Source organism: Granulicella sp. S190 (genome assembly GCF_009766095.1).
Taxonomy (GTDB): domain Bacteria; phylum Acidobacteriota; class Terriglobia; order Terriglobales; family Acidobacteriaceae; genus Edaphobacter.
On sequence record NZ_LMUD01000039.1, the window covers coordinates 256,979 to 273,191 of the forward strand.

Annotated in this window: 16 protein-coding genes; 13 read left to right on the forward strand and 3 right to left on the reverse strand. The window is 59.3% G+C overall.

Features of this window, described 5'->3' with window-relative positions; all coding sequences use genetic code 11:
* Nucleotides 1-51 precede the first annotated feature (51 nt).
* The 3 genes from GSQ94_RS17745 to GSQ94_RS17755 form a co-directional block, all read right to left on the reverse strand.
* Nucleotides 52-657 (reverse strand): acyloxyacyl hydrolase, encoded by a 606-nt coding sequence (locus GSQ94_RS17745; RefSeq protein ID WP_158945179.1) that lies wholly within the window; start codon nt 655-657, stop codon nt 52-54.
* Between the two features lie 196 nt (nt 658-853).
* Nucleotides 854-1,318 carry a Spy/CpxP family protein refolding chaperone gene (locus GSQ94_RS17750; protein WP_158945180.1) on the reverse strand — a complete coding sequence of 155 codons (465 nt, stop codon included), beginning with the start codon at nt 1,316-1,318 and terminating at the stop codon, nt 854-856.
* 117 nt (nt 1,319-1,435) lie between these two features.
* A complete protein-coding gene (locus tag GSQ94_RS17755) occupies nt 1,436-2,359 on the reverse strand; it encodes a LysR family transcriptional regulator (RefSeq protein ID WP_158945181.1) in 924 nt (307 codons plus the stop codon).
* 120 nt (nt 2,360-2,479) lie between these two features.
* Between GSQ94_RS17755 and GSQ94_RS17760 the strand changes: the two genes are divergently transcribed.
* The 13 genes from GSQ94_RS17760 (at nt 2,480) to GSQ94_RS17820 (ending at nt 16,171) form a co-directional block, all read left to right on the forward strand.
* Nucleotides 2,480-3,673 (forward strand): 2-isopropylmalate synthase, encoded by a 1,194-nt coding sequence (locus GSQ94_RS17760; protein ID WP_158945182.1) that lies wholly within the window; start codon nt 2,480-2,482, stop codon nt 3,671-3,673.
* Between the two features lie 23 nt (nt 3,674-3,696).
* Complete coding sequence (leuB, locus tag GSQ94_RS17765) at nt 3,697-4,806, forward strand: 3-isopropylmalate dehydrogenase (protein ID WP_158945183.1); 1,110 nt, start codon at nt 3,697-3,699, stop codon at nt 4,804-4,806.
* A complete protein-coding gene (locus GSQ94_RS17770) occupies nt 4,803-4,985 on the forward strand; it encodes a hypothetical protein (protein WP_158945184.1) in 183 nt (60 codons plus the stop codon). The genes leuB and GSQ94_RS17770 overlap by 4 nt, the downstream gene beginning before the upstream one ends.
* A 7-nt stretch (nt 4,986-4,992) precedes the next feature.
* Entirely contained in the window at nt 4,993-5,706 is a 714-nt protein-coding gene (locus GSQ94_RS17775) for a hypothetical protein (RefSeq protein ID WP_254063959.1), read from the forward strand.
* Nucleotides 5,703-7,166 (forward strand): 3-isopropylmalate dehydratase large subunit, encoded by a 1,464-nt coding sequence (gene leuC / locus GSQ94_RS17780; RefSeq protein WP_158945185.1) that lies wholly within the window; start codon nt 5,703-5,705, stop codon nt 7,164-7,166. Before GSQ94_RS17775 ends, leuC begins: the two co-directional genes overlap by 4 nt.
* Nucleotides 7,166-7,801, forward strand: coding sequence for a 3-isopropylmalate dehydratase small subunit (gene leuD, locus GSQ94_RS17785; RefSeq protein ID WP_158945186.1), 636 nt, complete (start codon nt 7,166-7,168; stop codon nt 7,799-7,801). The genes leuC and leuD overlap by 1 nt, the downstream gene beginning before the upstream one ends.
* Nucleotides 7,802-7,851: 50 nt before the next feature.
* Nucleotides 7,852-9,549, forward strand: coding sequence for a dihydroxy-acid dehydratase (gene ilvD / locus GSQ94_RS17790; RefSeq protein ID WP_158945187.1), 1,698 nt, complete (start codon nt 7,852-7,854; stop codon nt 9,547-9,549).
* 58 nt (nt 9,550-9,607) lie between these two features.
* Complete coding sequence (gene ilvB / locus GSQ94_RS17795; protein ID WP_158945188.1) at nt 9,608-11,371, forward strand: biosynthetic-type acetolactate synthase large subunit; 1,764 nt, start codon at nt 9,608-9,610, stop codon at nt 11,369-11,371.
* 248 nt (nt 11,372-11,619) lie between these two features.
* On the forward strand, nt 11,620-12,177 hold the full coding sequence (locus GSQ94_RS17800) for a hypothetical protein (protein ID WP_158945189.1): 558 nt from the start codon (nt 11,620-11,622) through the stop codon (nt 12,175-12,177).
* 26 nt (nt 12,178-12,203) lie between these two features.
* On the forward strand, nt 12,204-12,812 hold the full coding sequence (gene ilvN, locus GSQ94_RS17805) for an acetolactate synthase small subunit (RefSeq protein ID WP_158945190.1): 609 nt from the start codon (nt 12,204-12,206) through the stop codon (nt 12,810-12,812).
* A 150-nt stretch (nt 12,813-12,962) separates the two neighbouring features.
* Nucleotides 12,963-13,409 (forward strand): GIY-YIG nuclease family protein, encoded by a 447-nt coding sequence (locus GSQ94_RS17810; RefSeq protein ID WP_254063960.1) that lies wholly within the window; start codon nt 12,963-12,965, stop codon nt 13,407-13,409.
* Nucleotides 13,410-13,411: 2 nt separating this feature from the next.
* Nucleotides 13,412-14,437: a ketol-acid reductoisomerase gene (gene ilvC / locus GSQ94_RS17815; RefSeq protein WP_158945191.1), complete on the forward strand. Its 1,026-nt coding sequence runs from the start codon at nt 13,412-13,414 to the stop codon at nt 14,435-14,437.
* A 234-nt stretch (nt 14,438-14,671) separates the two neighbouring features.
* Entirely contained in the window at nt 14,672-16,171 is a 1,500-nt protein-coding gene (locus tag GSQ94_RS17820; RefSeq protein WP_158945192.1) for a sensor histidine kinase, read from the forward strand.
* Nucleotides 16,172-16,213: the final 42 nt, after the last annotated feature.

A 16,213-nucleotide genomic window follows, 5' to 3' on the forward strand; every position in this document is an offset into this window, starting at 1 on the left:
AAACACGAAAGCCCCGGTCAGCGCCGGGGCTTTCAGTTTAAACTTCAGCCTCTAGAAATGGTAAGCAATGCCGATAGAAGGAGTCGAGATGACCTCATAGCGGTTGGTATTGAAGATGTTCCCCGGTAGGCCGAAGGTAGGAGTCTTCACCACGAACCCACGATACTCTGCACGTATGTCGAAGCTTGGGCTTAGTTCATAAGCCACGCCGCCGCCAAACAGGCCGCCGATTCCAGTGCTCCGCTTTGCGTCCAAATTGGTCGATCCTGCATCTTTGAACGGCGAGAAGAACATCACGCCAGGACCAGCCTCAAGGAATGGGTTGAACCGCTTGAAGTTCAGGTTGTAGACATAAGCCGCGCTCACCTCTTGTTGCAGAGTATGAAGACCGCCGTTCGCCTTGCCAAAGACCTGGTAATACTGCGTATTCTGCTGGTATCCATAGTTGACTTCGAGTCCGCTCCGCGGCGTCAGCAGATAGCGGTAGCTCGCTACCAGTCCGAGAGTCGTGCTCGTGTTCTTCTGCACGCTGTTCCCGGTAATCTGTGGGGCAAACGCAGCACTGCCGCTCACGCTCACGTCTTGCCGGCTCTCCTGCGCATAACCGGCCGCCGCAGACAACATCAGCGCGCCCAACAACAACATCGTCTTCTTCATTCTTCGCTGGATCCCTTCGAATTCGTCCAAAACTTCCTACGCTGTCCCGCAGGCAACGCGTTTACAGAGTTATGGAACGCCGTAGTCACTGTTCTTCATTGTAACCGCACGACCGCCCTCAGGTGTCCCGCCAACGCAAGAAGACCGGAGGATATGCTCCTCCGGCCAGATTTCCTCGCTTGTGCTTACCCTGTCGCTACTGCTGAGGAGGAGGAGGAGCCCCCTGGCCACCCTCGCGGCTCTCTCGGCGCGCCTTCATCTCGGCCTGCAACGCGTCGAACTTCGTCTTCTGGTCATCTGTCAACACGCCGCGAATCTTGTCCTGCGACGCCTTGTGGATGTCCATCATCTTCGCGCGCTTGTCATCTCGTGAGGTTGAGGTATCCTCGCGAAGCGCCATCATCTGCTTCCGCGTGTCATCGTCAATCGCCTTCACCTGCGTCACCTGATCGGCGGAGAGGTTCAGCTTCTTCGTCAGAAACTCAACCTGGTGCTCCTCTCGCTGCCCTGACCCACGGTGGCCGCCATTAGGAGGGCCCGCCTGATCCTGTGCAGGCGCCGTAGACGGATCCTGCGCCATCGCGGGAAGGGCGCTTAGCGCTGTCGTACATAGCGCCAGAAAAGCTACTTGCAATACTGATCTTCGAAATAGTGTCGTCATCGGATTCTCACTCTCCTACTGCAATCGCCGGAAGAGCCTCTCCAGCAGTCCATCTACTGCTACAGACGCGCTTTTTTTGCAAAGGTTCTGGTATCGCGGAAAATTCACACCGCCCCCTTACAACCCTCGCTCCGCCTGAAAACAGTAAGGATCGCCATGCGCCTCGGCATAGGCCTCCACCACCTTCAGAAACGCCAACGCCGCATGCGACAAGCTCGCCTGTCTCCGGTACACCAATCGAAGTTTTCGCTCTATCTGCAGCTCCGGCACCTGCACCCGCACCAGCGCTCCGCTCTCCAGCTCGGTTCGCACTGTCAGCCTAGGCACAAGCGCTACGCCGTTTCCCATCTCGACAAACCGCTTGATCGCCTCCAGCGAGGGTAGTTCCACTCCCATCTGCAGCAGAGTCTTATGCCGTTTGAAGGCCTGAATTACCTTCTGCCTCTGCGGCGACGGAATATTATGCGCAATAAAGTTTTGGCCGCCCAGCTGCCGGATCGACACCTTCCCTTCCCCAGCCAGCGGGTGCCGCGGATTCACCACAAATGCCAGCTCGTCCCGATATACCACCATCGATTTCACCTGTGTGTCGTCCGGGCGAAAGGACAACACTCCCAGCTCCACAGAATGCATCAGCACCTCGTCTGAGATTCTGCTCGCCAAAGTCCGCTGAACGGCCAGTTTGATCCGAGGATTTTGCCGCCGAAACTCGTCGAGCAGCGGCAGCAGGTAAAGACAGGTGTACTCGTTTGCCGCAAGGTTCAGCCTGCCACGGTGCAGCTCTCGCAGCTCCGTCAAAGCCCCAGCCGCTTCGTTACGCAGATTCAATAACTTAGCGGCATACTCCCGCAAAACTTCGCCTGCATCGGTCAGCGTTCCATCCCGCGAAGACCGTTCGAACAGAACCTCGCCCAGCTCTCCCTCAAGCTTGGCAATTGCCTGACTCACCGCTGGCTGGGTACGATGGAGCCGTGCTGCCGCTCGCGAAAAACTTCGCTCCTCCGCCACCGCCAGAAACGTCTCCATCTGGACTAAATCCAACTCAACCCTCCACGCGGCGAAGATCTCTGAAGCGAATGCCGCAATTAGAATTTTTGATATACCTACAGGCCATCATAAGCATGCATTATGATAACGTCCAGATCGAGAGTGACCAGCCCTATGTCTTCGCATAACCAAATCGTCTTCTTCGACACCACCCTCCGCGACGGGGAGCAGTCACCTGGCTGCACCATGCACCACGACGAAAAACTCCGCATGGCCCACCAGCTGGCAAGCCTCGGCGTCGACGTTCTCGAAGCAGGCTTCGCCATCGCGAGTCAGGGTGACTCCGACTCCATCCGCATGATCGCCCGTGAGGTGCGAGGCCCGCGCATCGCCTCCCTCGCCCGCTGCAAACGCGAGGATATCGAGGCCGCCGCACGCTCTATCGAACCCGCCGAGAAGGCTCGTATCCACACCTTTCTCGCCTCCTCAGACTTGCACCTCGAAGCCAAACTCAAAATCACCCGCGCCGAAGCACTCGATCAGGCCGCCGAGTCCGTTCGTCTCGCCCGCACCTTCGCCGACGACGTCGAGTTCTCCGCCGAAGATGCCACCCGCACCGATCCTGACTTTCTCATCAAAATTGTAACCGTCGCAGTCCAGGCCGGCGCGACCACTATCAACATTCCCGACACGGTCGGCTACACCACGCCCGACGAGTACGCTGCAACCTTCCGCATGCTCATAGAAAAAGTCCCGGGCCTCGCCGGAGTCGATGGGAAAGACGATGTCATCCTCTCCACCCACTGCCACAACGATCTCGGCATGGCAGTAGCCAACACCCTGGCGGGCATCCACGCCGGCGCCCGTCAGGCCGAATGCACCATCAACGGCATCGGCGAGCGCGCCGGGAATGCAGCCCTTGAAGAGATCGCCGCCGCCCTCATGGTTCGTCGCGACAAGCTTCCCTACACCAACAACATCAAGTTGAACCAGCTCTACCCTACCAGCCAGATGCTGGCCGAGTTCATCAGCTTCGGCTGCTCCCCCAACAAGGCAGTCGTTGGAGCCAACGCCTTCGCGCACGAGTCCGGCATCCACCAGCATGGAATGATGGCCAACCCACTCACCTACGAGATCATGACGCCGGAGTCGGTCGGCGTCCCCTCAACCAACATGGTGCTTGGCAAACACAGCGGCCGCCGTCTTCTCGAGCAGCGCCTTACCGAACTGGGTCACAAGCTCACACGCAGCCAGCTTGATGAGGTCTACCACCGCTTCACTGAACTCGCTGACCGCAAAAAATCCATCTATGACCAGGATCTCCTCGGCCTCCTGCAGCCCGACAAGTCCGCCGTCATCACGCACTAGACCACGCAAAAGGAACGAGCGTTATGCGCCTCAAAATTGCAGTCCTCGCCGGTGACGGCATCGGCCCCGAAGTCACCCGTCAGGCAACGAACATTCTCCGCGCAGTCGCCGAGCTCGGCGGACACGAGTTCACCTTCGTCGAAGGTCTCATCGGTGGCATCGCCATCACCGAGACCGGTTCGCCGCTCCCTACCGCCACACTCGACGCTGCGTTGGAGTGCGACGCCGTTCTCCTCGGTGCAGTCGGGGATAACAAGTTCAACGCATTAACACCGGACAAGCGCCCCGAAGCCGGCCTTCTACAAATCCGCCAGGCTCTGGGCGGCTTCGCCAATCTGCGTCCGTCCATCGCCTATGCCGCGCTCAGCGAGAGTTCCCCGCTAAGGCCCGAAGTCACCAAAGACGTTGATATCCTCTTCGTTCGCGAGCTTCTCGGCGGTCTCTACTTCGGTGCCCCGCGCTGGTGGGACCGCGAGAGCAACGAGGCCATCAACACCATGCGTTACACCCGCGACGAGATCGTCCGTGTAGCCCGCATCGCCTTCGAGCTTGCAGCTAACCGCCGCAAAAAGGTGACCTCTGTCGACAAAGCGAACGTCCTCGAGGTCTCGCAGCTCTGGAGAGCTACCGTCACCGAAGTCGCAAAAGACTATCCCTCCGTCACGCTCGAACATCAGCTCGTCGATTCCATGGCAATGCACATTATGAACATCCCCCGGAACTTCGACGTGGTTCTCACTGAAAACCTCTTCGGCGACATCCTCTCCGATGAAGCCGGAGTCATTACGGGATCGCTCGGCATGCTCCCCTCCGCCACCATCGGCGGCGCGGTCAACCTTTACGAGCCCGTCCACGGCAGCGCACCCGACATCGCCGGAACTGGCAAGGCCAACCCACTGGGCGCGATCCTCACCGCCGCGATGATCCTTCGTCACTCCGCCAACCTCGACCAAGATGCAAAGGCCGTCGAGCAAGCGGTCCACAAGGTACTCAACGCAGGCTACCGCACCGCAGACATCGCACGCGGCCAGCAGCCCGGACAGATGCCCGTCAGTACCCAGGAGATGGGCAAGCTCGTCCATCAGGCCCTTGCCGAGTCCATCGACCGCCGACAGGCCATGCACGCCGTATGACTCGTTGGTTTCAGATCAAAGCGGTCCTTATCAACTGCGGCATCGCTGCTGCCCTCATCTATCGGTACTGGACCGGCACACCTCTGCTCATCATCGCTATCGTCGCCGTCATCCTCTTTCCGCTCGCAAACGTAATGATGGCCATCACCGCGAAACAACAGCCGAATCGAAGCAGATAGATAATCAGTGACTCGCTCTCTCCAACTCGCTGCTGCTCTCCTTCTCGCTCTACCAGGAACGATGACGCACGCCCACGCCCAGATCTCTTCGCCGCAGATCAAAAGAGACAAGAAGCAGCCCAAAGAAAACCTCGAGTGGCTCTGGCAGTACGGACCGCCACCCGCCGAAGGCCGCGAGAATCAACTCGTCCTCGACCCGCGCTTCCGTCCTTTTCTTGCGCAATACCTCACCGCCCCGCAGACCTTCTGGGGCAATCCGAAGACCGGCTACAAAACCCTCGACGAAACCGCTCTCGACTTCCTCTCGGTCCCCGACAAGGTCATCGCCGACGACAATCGCTATCTCACCATTACTGGCTGCGTCTTCCGCTTCTGTCCGTCACGCGGCTTGCTATGGGTCGACCTCAACGGCCCGCATCCCCTCGTCGTCTTCGCCGCTATCGACTGGATCAAAGACAGCAAGGTCCCCAGCGAACCCGACGCCGAATACACCCTTTGGATCTTCTCCAATCACCCCATCGACTCCGAGCATCTCCCCCCGGCTTTTGTTCACAGTGTCGCCCGCTGGACTGCGAAACCCACGACGGGAAGCACCGTGATTCAGCAGATTCGCAACGCCATCCTCGTCGATCCCGACGGCTCTCCGCATCCCATCGCGGCCTCCACCACCGGCGCCAACACCTTCACCGTTCCCCTCAACCAGCAAAAGGCACAGCAATGACCGCACCTCTCGAAAAATCCCCGAAGACCCTCTTCGAAAAAGTCTGGCAGCAGCATCTCGTCGCGGAGCCTGCTGGTGAGCCCTCGCTCCTCTACATCGACCTGCATCTCGTCCACGAGGTCACCAGCCCGCAGGCCTTCGATGGCCTCCGCATGACCGGCCGCAAGCTCCGCCGCCCAGACCGTACCGTTGCCACGGTGGACCACAACGTCCCCACCAGCAGCATCGAAGACCGTCTCCACATCGTCGACCAGATCGCCTCGAAGCAGATCGAAGCGCTGCGAAAAAACTGCGCAGACTTCGGCGTCGAACTCTACGACGTCCAATCTCCCAATCAAGGCATCGTCCACATCATCGGCCCTGAACTAGGCATCACCAAACCCGGCATGACCATCGTCTGCGGCGACTCCCACACCAGCACCCACGGAGCCTTTGGCGCGCTGGCCTTCGGCATCGGCACCAGCGAAGTCGAGCACGTCATGGCCACCCAGACCCTGCCTCAGGACAAGCCAAAAACCCTCCGCATCAACGTCGAAGGCGAACTTCCGCTCGGCGTCACCGCAAAAGACATCGTCCTCCACATCATCGGCGAGATCGGCACTGCGGGAGCCACCGGCTATGTCGTCGAATACGCCGGCTCCGCCATTCGCGCCCTCTCCATGGAAGGCCGCATGACCGTCTGCAACATGAGCATCGAAGCCGGAGCCAGGGCCGGCATGATCGCCCCCGATGCCACGACCTTCGCCTACCTGAAAGGTCGCCGCTTCTCTCCATCAGCCGTGAGCCAAGATGGAAAACCCGCCGAATGGGATGAAGCCGTCGCCCACTGGTCGCAGCTTGGAACCGACCAAGGGGCAATCTTCGATCGCGAACTGACCATCAACGCAGCGGACATCACTCCAACCGTAAGCTGGGGCACATCACCAGGCATGGTCGTCGGCGTAAAGAGCACCGTTCCCCTCGCCGATCCCACAGCAAGCGAGGCCGACCAGAAGGCCTTCGAGCGCGCCCTCGAGTACATGGGCCTTCACGCTGGCGAGCCTATCGAAGAGATCAGGATCGACCGCGCCTTCATCGGCTCCTGCACCAACGCGCGCATTGAAGACCTTCGCGCCGCTGCCTCTGTCGTTCGCGGCTACCACGTCTCAACGTCCGTCCGAGCGATGGTCGTCCCCGGTTCCCAGGCGGTCAAGGCGCAGGCAGAAAAAGAAGGTCTCGACAAAGTCTTCACCGAGGCAGGCTTCGACTGGCGCGAACCCGGCTGCAGCATGTGTCTCGGCATGAACCCCGACATCCTCGCCCCGGGCGAACGCTGCGCCTCAACCTCGAATCGTAACTTCGAAGGACGTCAGGGCCGTGGCGGACGCACCCATCTTGTCTCGCCTGTGATGGCCGCTGCCGCCGCCATCACAGGCCACTTCACCGACATCCGCACCTGGCAGTTCAAGGAGGCAAACTAATGCATCCCATCAATCTTCTGGCCAGCCACGCCGTTCCCCTCGACCGCCCCAACGTCGACACCGACCAGATCATCCCCAAGCAGTTTCTCAAGCGTATCGAGCGCACCGGCTACGGCGACTTCCTCTTCTACGACTGGCGCCGCATTCAGGAGGGCCCACACACAGGCGAGCCCGATCCCGGCTTCGTCCTCAACAAGCATCATCACAAGGGCGCGAAGATCCTCATCGCCGGAAAAAACTTCGGATGCGGCAGCTCTCGCGAGCACGCCGCCTGGGCTCTTACCGACTTTGGCTTCCTCGCCGTCATCGCCCCCAGCTTCGCAGACATCTTCTTCTCCAACGCCGGCAAAAATGGCATGATCCTAGTCCGCCTCTCCGAAGCCGATGTGCAGACGCTGATGGAGCGATCTGAAAAAAATCCTGCGCACAAGATCTCCATCAACCTCGAAGCCCAGACCCTCACCGACGACCAGGGATTCAGCTCTCACTTCGACATCGACCCATTCCGCAAATACTGTTTGCTGAATGGCCTCGACGACATCGGCCTCACCCTGCGCCACGAATCCGAGCTCGACGCCTTCGAAATCAAACATGACGCCGAGTTCTGGATGAACCCCAGACCCACTGCTGCTTGACTCACGCTAACCCGCTGACTCGCTAACCAGCTCCTCTGAAAGGCTGCATTTTGAGCAACGAAATCAATCCGAAGAAAAACTCCATCGTCCTGACCGAAGGCCCAAGCCGCGCCGCAGCGCGCTCTTACTTTCGCAGCGTCGGCTTCACCAAGGAAGACCTGCACAAGCCCATCATCGGCATCGCCAACACCTGGACCGAGATCGGCCCCTGCAACTTCCACCTGCGCAAAGTCGCCGAGGCCGTCAAGCAAGGCGTCCGCGAGGCCGGCGGCACACCGATGGAGTTCAACACCGTCACCATTCACGACGGCATCACCATGGGCACGCAAGGCATGAAGGCCTCGCTGATCTCCCGCGAAGTCATCGCCGACTCCATCGAGCTCGTCGCCCGCGGTAACTCCTTCGACGGCATCGTCTGCATCGCCGGCTGCGACAAGAACATGCCCGCAGCCATCATGGCCCTCGCCCGGCTCGATATCCCCGGCCTCATGCTCTATGGCGGCAGCATCGCCCCCGGCTCACTCAAGCAGGCCGACGGTACCACCAAAGAGATCACCATCCTTCAGGTCTTCGAAGGCATGGGCGCACACGCCGCTGGAAAGATCAACGACGACGAGCTCGAAGCCCTCGAAGCCTCCGCCTGTCCCGGCCCCGGAGCCTGCGGCGGCCAGTTTACCGCCAACACCATGGCGATGGCCGGCGAGTTCCTCGGTATCTCTCCCATGATGATCACCGGCGTCCCCGCCATGTCACCCGAAAAGCATGAGGCCTCCCGCCAGGCTGGCCGCCTCGTCATGGACCTCGCCCGCGCTGGCCTCACCCCGCGCAAGATCGTCACCCGCCAGTCCATCGACAACGCCATCGCCGCCGTCGCCGCCTCGGGCGGAAGCACCAACGCCGTCCTTCACCTCATCGCCATCGCGCACGAGTTCGACATTCCGCTCACCATGGAAGACTTCGACCGCATCTCCGAGCACACGCCCTTCATCTGCGACCTCTCCCCCGGCGGCAAGTATGCTGCGAAGGACTATCAGGAGGCAGGCGGCTCGCGCCTTCTCGCACAGCGTCTCATCGAAAAGGGACTCCTAAAAGGTGACAGCATCACCGTCACCGGCAAAACGCTCGCCGAAGAGGCCGCGCTCGCTGTCGAAACTCCGGGCCAGCCCGTCATTCGCACCTGGGATAACGCTCTCAAACCCACCGGCGGCCTCGTCATCATGCGCGGCAACCTCGCCCCTGATGGAGCGGTGATCAAGGTCGCCGGCCACGAACGCATCCACCACACTGGCACCGCGCGCGTCTTCGAATCCGAGGACGACTGCCACGCCGCCGTCGAAGCCGGAAAGATCAACCCTAACGACGTCCTCGTCATTCGTTACGAAGGTCCACGCGGCGGCCCAGGCATGCGCGAGATGCTCGCCGTCACCGCCGCCATCAAAGGTATCCCAGCCCTCTCAGAGACCGTAGCTCTCCTCACCGACGGCCGCTTCTCCGGAGCCACTCGCGGCCTGATGGCTGGCCACGTAGCCCCCGAAGCTCAACTGGGCGGCCCCATCGCCGCCGTCCACGAAGGCGACACCATCACCTTCGACATCCCCAACCGCAAACTAACGCTCAACGTCCCCGAAGCAGAAATCGACAAACGCCTCGCAGCATGGAAGGCCCCCGAACCCCGCTTCAAACGCGGCGTCTTCGCCAAGTATGCCAACTCAGTAAGCAGCGCGTCAGAGGGTGCGGTAACCACTTAATTTTCTCATTGCACCTTTGGCAACTTGGACCAAACCAAATCTGTAAGAGGTAACTACCATGTCGAAGACAAGCAGTTCCAATGCGAATCACCCGCAACTCACCGGAGCAGAAATCATCTGGGCCACCCTCGTCGGCGAGGGCGTGGACAAAGTATTCGGCTATCCAGGCGGAGCCATCCTCCCCGCCTACGACGCGCTGCGCAAGTTCCCGATTCACCATATCCTCGTGCGGCACGAGCAGGGCGCGTCGCACATGGCTGACGGCTACGCGCGCGCTTCGGGAAAGGTCGGCGTCTGCATTGCCACGAGTGGACCCGGCGCTACAAATCTGGTCACCGGCATAGCAACAGCGATGCTCGACTCGATTCCCATCGTCTGCATCACCGGCCAGGTTGGCTCAAAAGTGCTCGGCTCCGATGCGTTTCAGGAAGTCGACATCACGGGCATTACTCTACCCATCACCAAGCACAACTACCTCGTTACGCGCGCCGAAGACATCGCACCAACACTACGCGAAGCCTTTCAGGTCGCGACCAATGGTCGCCCCGGGCCAGTGTTAATCGACATCACAAAAGACGCGCAGCAGAACAGCGCGGCATTCAACTTTGAAGCGGCCGCACCTGCGGCTTATCGTCCGCACCCTATGCTGCAGGCGGAGTCCTCTTCGATTCAACAGGCCATCGAGCTCATTCAACAAGCGAAGCGGCCAGTCATCCTCGCAGGACACGGCATCACGCAGTCAGGTGCAGAGGCGCAAGTTCTAGCCTTCGCCGAACGTCAGCAGATCCCCGTTGCCAGCACTCTGCTTGGCCTTGGAGCCTTCCCGACGTATCATCCGCTCTCGCTCGGCATGATGGGAATGCATGGCGAATCATGGGTCAATAACGCCATTCAGCAAGCCGATCTTCTGCTTGCTTTCGGGATGCGGTTCGATGATCGCGTAACCGGAAACCTCGCGCACTATGCGCCTAACGCGAAGAAGATCCACATCGAGATTGACCCGTCGGAGATCAACAAGAACGTGAAGGCTGACGTTGCTTTGATTGGTGATCTACGCGAGACGCTCGAGTTGTTGCTGCCCTTGCTGCCCAAGAATTCCGATACAAGTTGGATCGCAGAGGTCAACGCGATGAAGGGCGATGCTGCCGTACGTGACATCATCAATCTGCCTGATAATGGCCATCTCTATGCCGCTCATGTCATCAACGACATATGGCGCGAGGCTCTCGATGCAGGGCGGCTCGCGCAGACCATCATCGTTACAGATGTCGGCCAGCACCAGATGTGGGAGGCACAGTACTACAAGCATGATTCGCCACGTTCGCTGATCACCAGCGGAGGCCTTGGAACGATGGGATTTGCGCTGCCTGCTGCGATTGGCGCGAAGGTCGCTTGTCCTGAGAAAGATGTTTGGGTGATCGCCGGTGACGGTGGTTTTCAGATGACTGCTTCGGAGCTTTCGACCATTGTTCAAGAGGGTTTGGCGATCAATATTGCCGTGATTAATAACGGCTTTCTGGGGATGGTTCGGCAGTGGCAGGAGGCATTTTATGAGAAGAACTACGCTGCTTCGCCGATTCTCTCGCCTGATTTTGTGAAGCTGGCTGGAGCGCATGGCATTGACGGCGCACACGTCAGCGTTCGCAAAGACGTAACCCCTACGGTTACGAAAGCGCGGACCAGCGGAAAGGCTTTTCTTATCAACTTCCAGGTGGAAAAAGAGGATGGGGTTTATCCGATGATTGCTCCCGGGGCGGCTCTTCATGAGATGGTGCGACGGCCTGCGAGTGACCCGCTTCTTGAGACGGCGGAGGATGAATAATTTTCCTCTTTCGCAGAAAAAAATCTGGCGGATGGTGGAGGGCAAAATATCTCTATTTTCCTTTGTTTTTGAGGGGTGTTTTGGAAAAACGGTGTTTCACAACGTGGTTTTTTGCTGGTGCGAACGTGGTGGATTGTGTGGCTGACGTGGTGCTGTAGCAACCTGTTTTTGACGCTCGAAAGATACGCCAGCTTTTTCAAATTTATTTTTTCCCGGCAGCGGCTGGGAGCTTCCAGAGAGAGGACACGATGCCAAATCCAGTCAAGGCCGTGAAGGATAGCAGCTTCGTACGCATGCGATCTGCGCGGTTGCTCGCATGCGCCCTGTTCGCGGCGTTCGCAGCGTTCTCAGCAGGGGTAGCGCCTGCAGCCAGTTCGGCTCAGAGTGCCCAGCCCTCTGACCCAGCTAAACCGCCCCAACCACTGCAGATTCACATCAAAGTCATCAACGCGACTACCAATCAGCCCATCACGGACGAGAGGTTGAACGTTGCTCTCCGCGAGGATCAGGTCGGGTCCGTCGCCATGGGCACCGACAAGAAGGGGATCATTCTCGTCGACCTAAAGGACGCAACCATCGTCCGCATCCTCTCGAACATGTATGCGGACTGCCGACCACGGGGCGAGCTCTATACCAACTACCGGGTCGAGATCATCGTGAGTACCGGAATTACGACGGGCAATCTCTGCAGCAGTACGAGCGTTCCTGCGAATCCGGGTGAGCTGGTCCTCTATGAAGTTCCCAAGACCTACATTCGCAAGTACCCTCACCCGCCGGTAGACACGTTGCCTCACAATCCGAACTAGAACGTAGAAACTGTTGAAAGGCACACATGCTTCACACTTTTGTAGCTTTAGTTTCAGACAAGCCCGGTGTACTGACACGAGTCGCTTCGCTGTTTCGCAGACTCAACATCAACATCGTCTCGTTGACGGTGGGCGAGAGCGAACGGCCCGATGTCTCGCGGATGACCATCGTCTGCGAGGCCCCGGATCATGCGGCGCACCGCATTCGCGCTTCGCTGTACAAGCTTGAGATTACTGTCGACGTCGATGAGGTTGGGCGAAGCGAGGCTGTGATTCGCGAGCTCTGCCTGATCAAGGTGGCCGCTGGGCCGAAGACGCGCTCGCAGATCTTCGAGCTTGCAACTGTCTTCCGTTCGCGGGTGGTCGATCTTGCGCCGGAGTCGGTGATGCTAGAAATGACCGGCGCTGCCAGCAAGATCGAAGGTCTGATTCAAGTGCTTACCGAGAGCGGCTACACGATCCTTGAGGTCTCGCGCACGGGTCGTATGGCCATGCGCCGCGGCCACCATACCAGCCGCGTACTGAAGGCGCTGGGCACGCCTCATCCCAACCACAGTGATGATACGTCGTTTCCTGAAAAGCCCGACGCGGACGAGATTCTACCGAACGAGTTCACCGATGTTCATGAGGATTGATATTCCGTTGTCATCCTGAGCGCAGCGAAGGATCCCCGCCTTTGCTCCGGTTGAACCAACGACTACACTCTCTGGATTGCAATCTCGTGTGGGAATTAGAGCAGGCAAGAACAAAATGCGGGGATCCTTCACTTCGTTCAGGATGACGGCGTGGATGGCCGAGGGTGCCAACTGGAGAATGTAGCTGACAGGACAGCTGATGCATGCAACTTAGGAGGTTTTCTGGAAAAGCAGGCTTATGTGTACATCATGGCGAGCAGCTTCAAAAAGCTGTATATCTGGGTGACGACGCAGATTGAGATCAGGATTGCGCAGCACAAACGGGCCTCAAGCCCAAACAGTCACACTGCGCGCTACAAGATTGACAGGCTGGTTTACCTGGAAAGGTTCACTTCAATTAGCGCAGCAATCGTCCGCGAGAAGCAACTGAAAGGGTGGCTGCGTGTGCGCAAACTGGAGTTGATCGTCTCGACGAACCCCGACTGGTCCGATCTGAGTGCCGACTGGGAGAAGCCATTGGAAGCCTTCTCAGAAGATACACATCGGAAAGCTTTAGAATCAATTTTGATGGGAAAACAAGAAAGTGGAGTTATCTAACAATGGCAAAGGCATACCACGACGCAGACGCAGACCTCTCTCTTATCCAGGCAAAGAAAGTTGCCATCATCGGCTATGGCTCGCAGGGCCATGCGCACGCGCTGAACCTGAAGGACTCGGGCGTTGACGTTCGCGTGGGTCTGCGCAAGGACTCGCCCAATGCCGAGCGTGCGCGCAAGGCCGGACTTCAGGTTGACACCGTGGCCGAGGTTTCGAAGTGGGCGGACGTCATCATGAACCTGACGCCAGACCAGACGGCGGCGAAGGTGTACCACGCTGAGATCGAGCCGAACATGAAGTCCAATGCGACCCTGATGTTCGCTCATGGTTTCAACATCCGGTTCCGCACGATTACTCCCCCTGCCGGCGTAGACGTCTCGCTGGTCGCGCCCAAGGCACCGGGGCATCGCGTTCGCGAGGTCTTCACCGAGGGGGGCGGCGTACCGGCTCTTGTCGCGGTAGAGCAGGATAAGAGCGGCCATGCGCTGGCGCTTGCCCTGAGCTACGCCAAGGGCATCGGCTGTACCCGCGCGGGCGTGCTTGAGACCACGTTTACCGAAGAGACCGAGACCGACCTCTTCGGCGAGCAGGCGGTGCTGTGTGGCGGCACCAGTGCGCTGGTGAAGGCGGGCTTCGAGACGCTGGTCGAGGCGGGCTACCAGCCTGAGCTTGCGTACTTCGAGGTGCTGCATGAGCTCAAGCTGATCGTCGACCTGATGTACCGCGGCGGCCTGGAGTATATGCGCCACTCGATCTCCGACACGGCGGAGTGGGGCGACTATGTCGCCGGACCGCGCATCGTGACGCCCGAGGTGAAGAAGGCGATGAAGGGCCTGCTGAACGACATTCAGGATGGCAGCTTCGCCAAGAAGTTCATCGCCGAGAATGAGACCGGGCGTCATGAGTTTGCGCGCATCCGCAAGGCGGAGGCTGCCCACCAGATCGAGAAGGTCGGGGCGGAGCTGCGGAAGTCCATGCCGTTCCTCGACCCAGTCGTCGTCAAGGACGGACAGGTTCACAAAGCGTAGAGCGGCACGTCTAACAGGTACATGATTTTTACAATCAAAACAGCGGGGGCGGCATCCAATCTGGTGTCGCCTCTTCTGTTTCCCTCTCAACCTGATCGTTTGACTTCGCTTCGCCCGTCCTGTTGCCTGAATTTTATGGGGAAGAGAAGCTGCAAAGCGGAACTCCTGTAACAATGGAGACGTAGATCTATTGAAACCGATTCAGACATAGCTAGCGGCAGAAGGAGCCCGAGAATGGCCACCGCAGATCTCTATGAAAGCCAGCTTCAGACACCTCCCGTTCCCCAGGTAGACCAGTTCGCTGGCCGCCCTGCTGTACCCACTCCGATCCCCGAGATCGTTGCCGGACTGCGCACGATTACTCCGCTCGATGGCCTTACCGAAGAAGAGTACACATGGCTTGCGACCAACGGCACGGAGCGCGTGGGTGGAGATCGCTCCATCGTGTTCCAGGAGAACGAGCCCGCAATCAATATGAACTTCATCCTGCAGGGTGAGGTGCAGGTACGTCGTCGGCATTCGAATCAGGCGCTGTTTATCGGGCGGGCAGGCGCGATGACCGGCAAGCTGCCCTTCTCGCGCATGAAGAACTATGGCGGCGAAGGCTACTCCGTCGGCCCGGTGTGGGCGATCGATATTCCCGAGTCGCTGTTTCCCGAGATGCTGGCCGCGATTCCTTCCATGGCGCAGCGATGCGTCTCCGCGCTACTGGATCGCGTGCGCGAGGTGACCCGCATCGAGCAGCAGTCCGAGAAGCTGAACGCGCTGGGCAAGCTGGCTGCGAACCTTGCGCATGAGCTGAACAACCCCGCGTCTGCCGCCCAGCGCTCGGCTGCGAGCCTGTTCGGTGAGCTGCGCGAGTACGGCGAGCAGAAGTACAGCATGGGCAAGCTGTGCCTGCCGGACGAGACGACTGAAAAGTATCGCGACTGGATCAAGAATGCGCGTGCGCGCATGTCCGCATACTCGAACCTCCCGAAGGGCTCGCAGAATCCGCTGGCCAACGCGGATCGCGAGGAGATGCTGGTGCAGTGGCTGACCGCGCATAACATTCCCAATCCGTGGACGATCGCCCCGGCACTCGCGGAGACGACGCTGGCATTTGACCTGCTCGATGAGCTGGCGACGATCGTAACTCCTGAGGTGCTGCCGATAGCCGTGGCCACGATCGCAAGCTCGCTGCGCGTGGAGCGGATGGCTGAGACGGTGGTCGACTCGACCGTGCGGATCTTCGATCTGATCAGCGCGATCAAGGACTACTCCTACATGGACCAGGCGCCGATCCAGGAGGTCGATCTGGCGCAGTCGCTGGAGAATACGCTGGTGATGTTCAACTCCCGACTGAGGAACGTCAAGGTCGAGCTGGAGTTCGACCCGGAGCTGGAGTCGGTGAGCGCATACGGCAGCGAACTGAACCAGGTTTGGACGGCGTTGATCGAAAATGCACTGGACTCGATGAGCGATATGGGGACGCTGCGGCTGAGGACTCACAAGAGCGGCCAGATGGCGCTGGTAGAGGTGTGGGACTCCGGGCCGGGGATCGAGGCGGAAGACCGGTCGAGGATCTTCGAGCCGTTCTTTACCACCAAGGCCCCGGGACGAGGACTTGGATTGGGGTTGGATACGGTTCAACGCATCGTCAACAAGCACTCTGGGTTTGTGACGGTGGATTCGAAGCCCGGTGCCACCTGTTTTCAGGTGCGCCTGCCGCTCGACCGTCTGCAAGCCTACTAACATGCAGCGGGAGAGGTAGTTAACCCCTCCCGCTGCATGTTA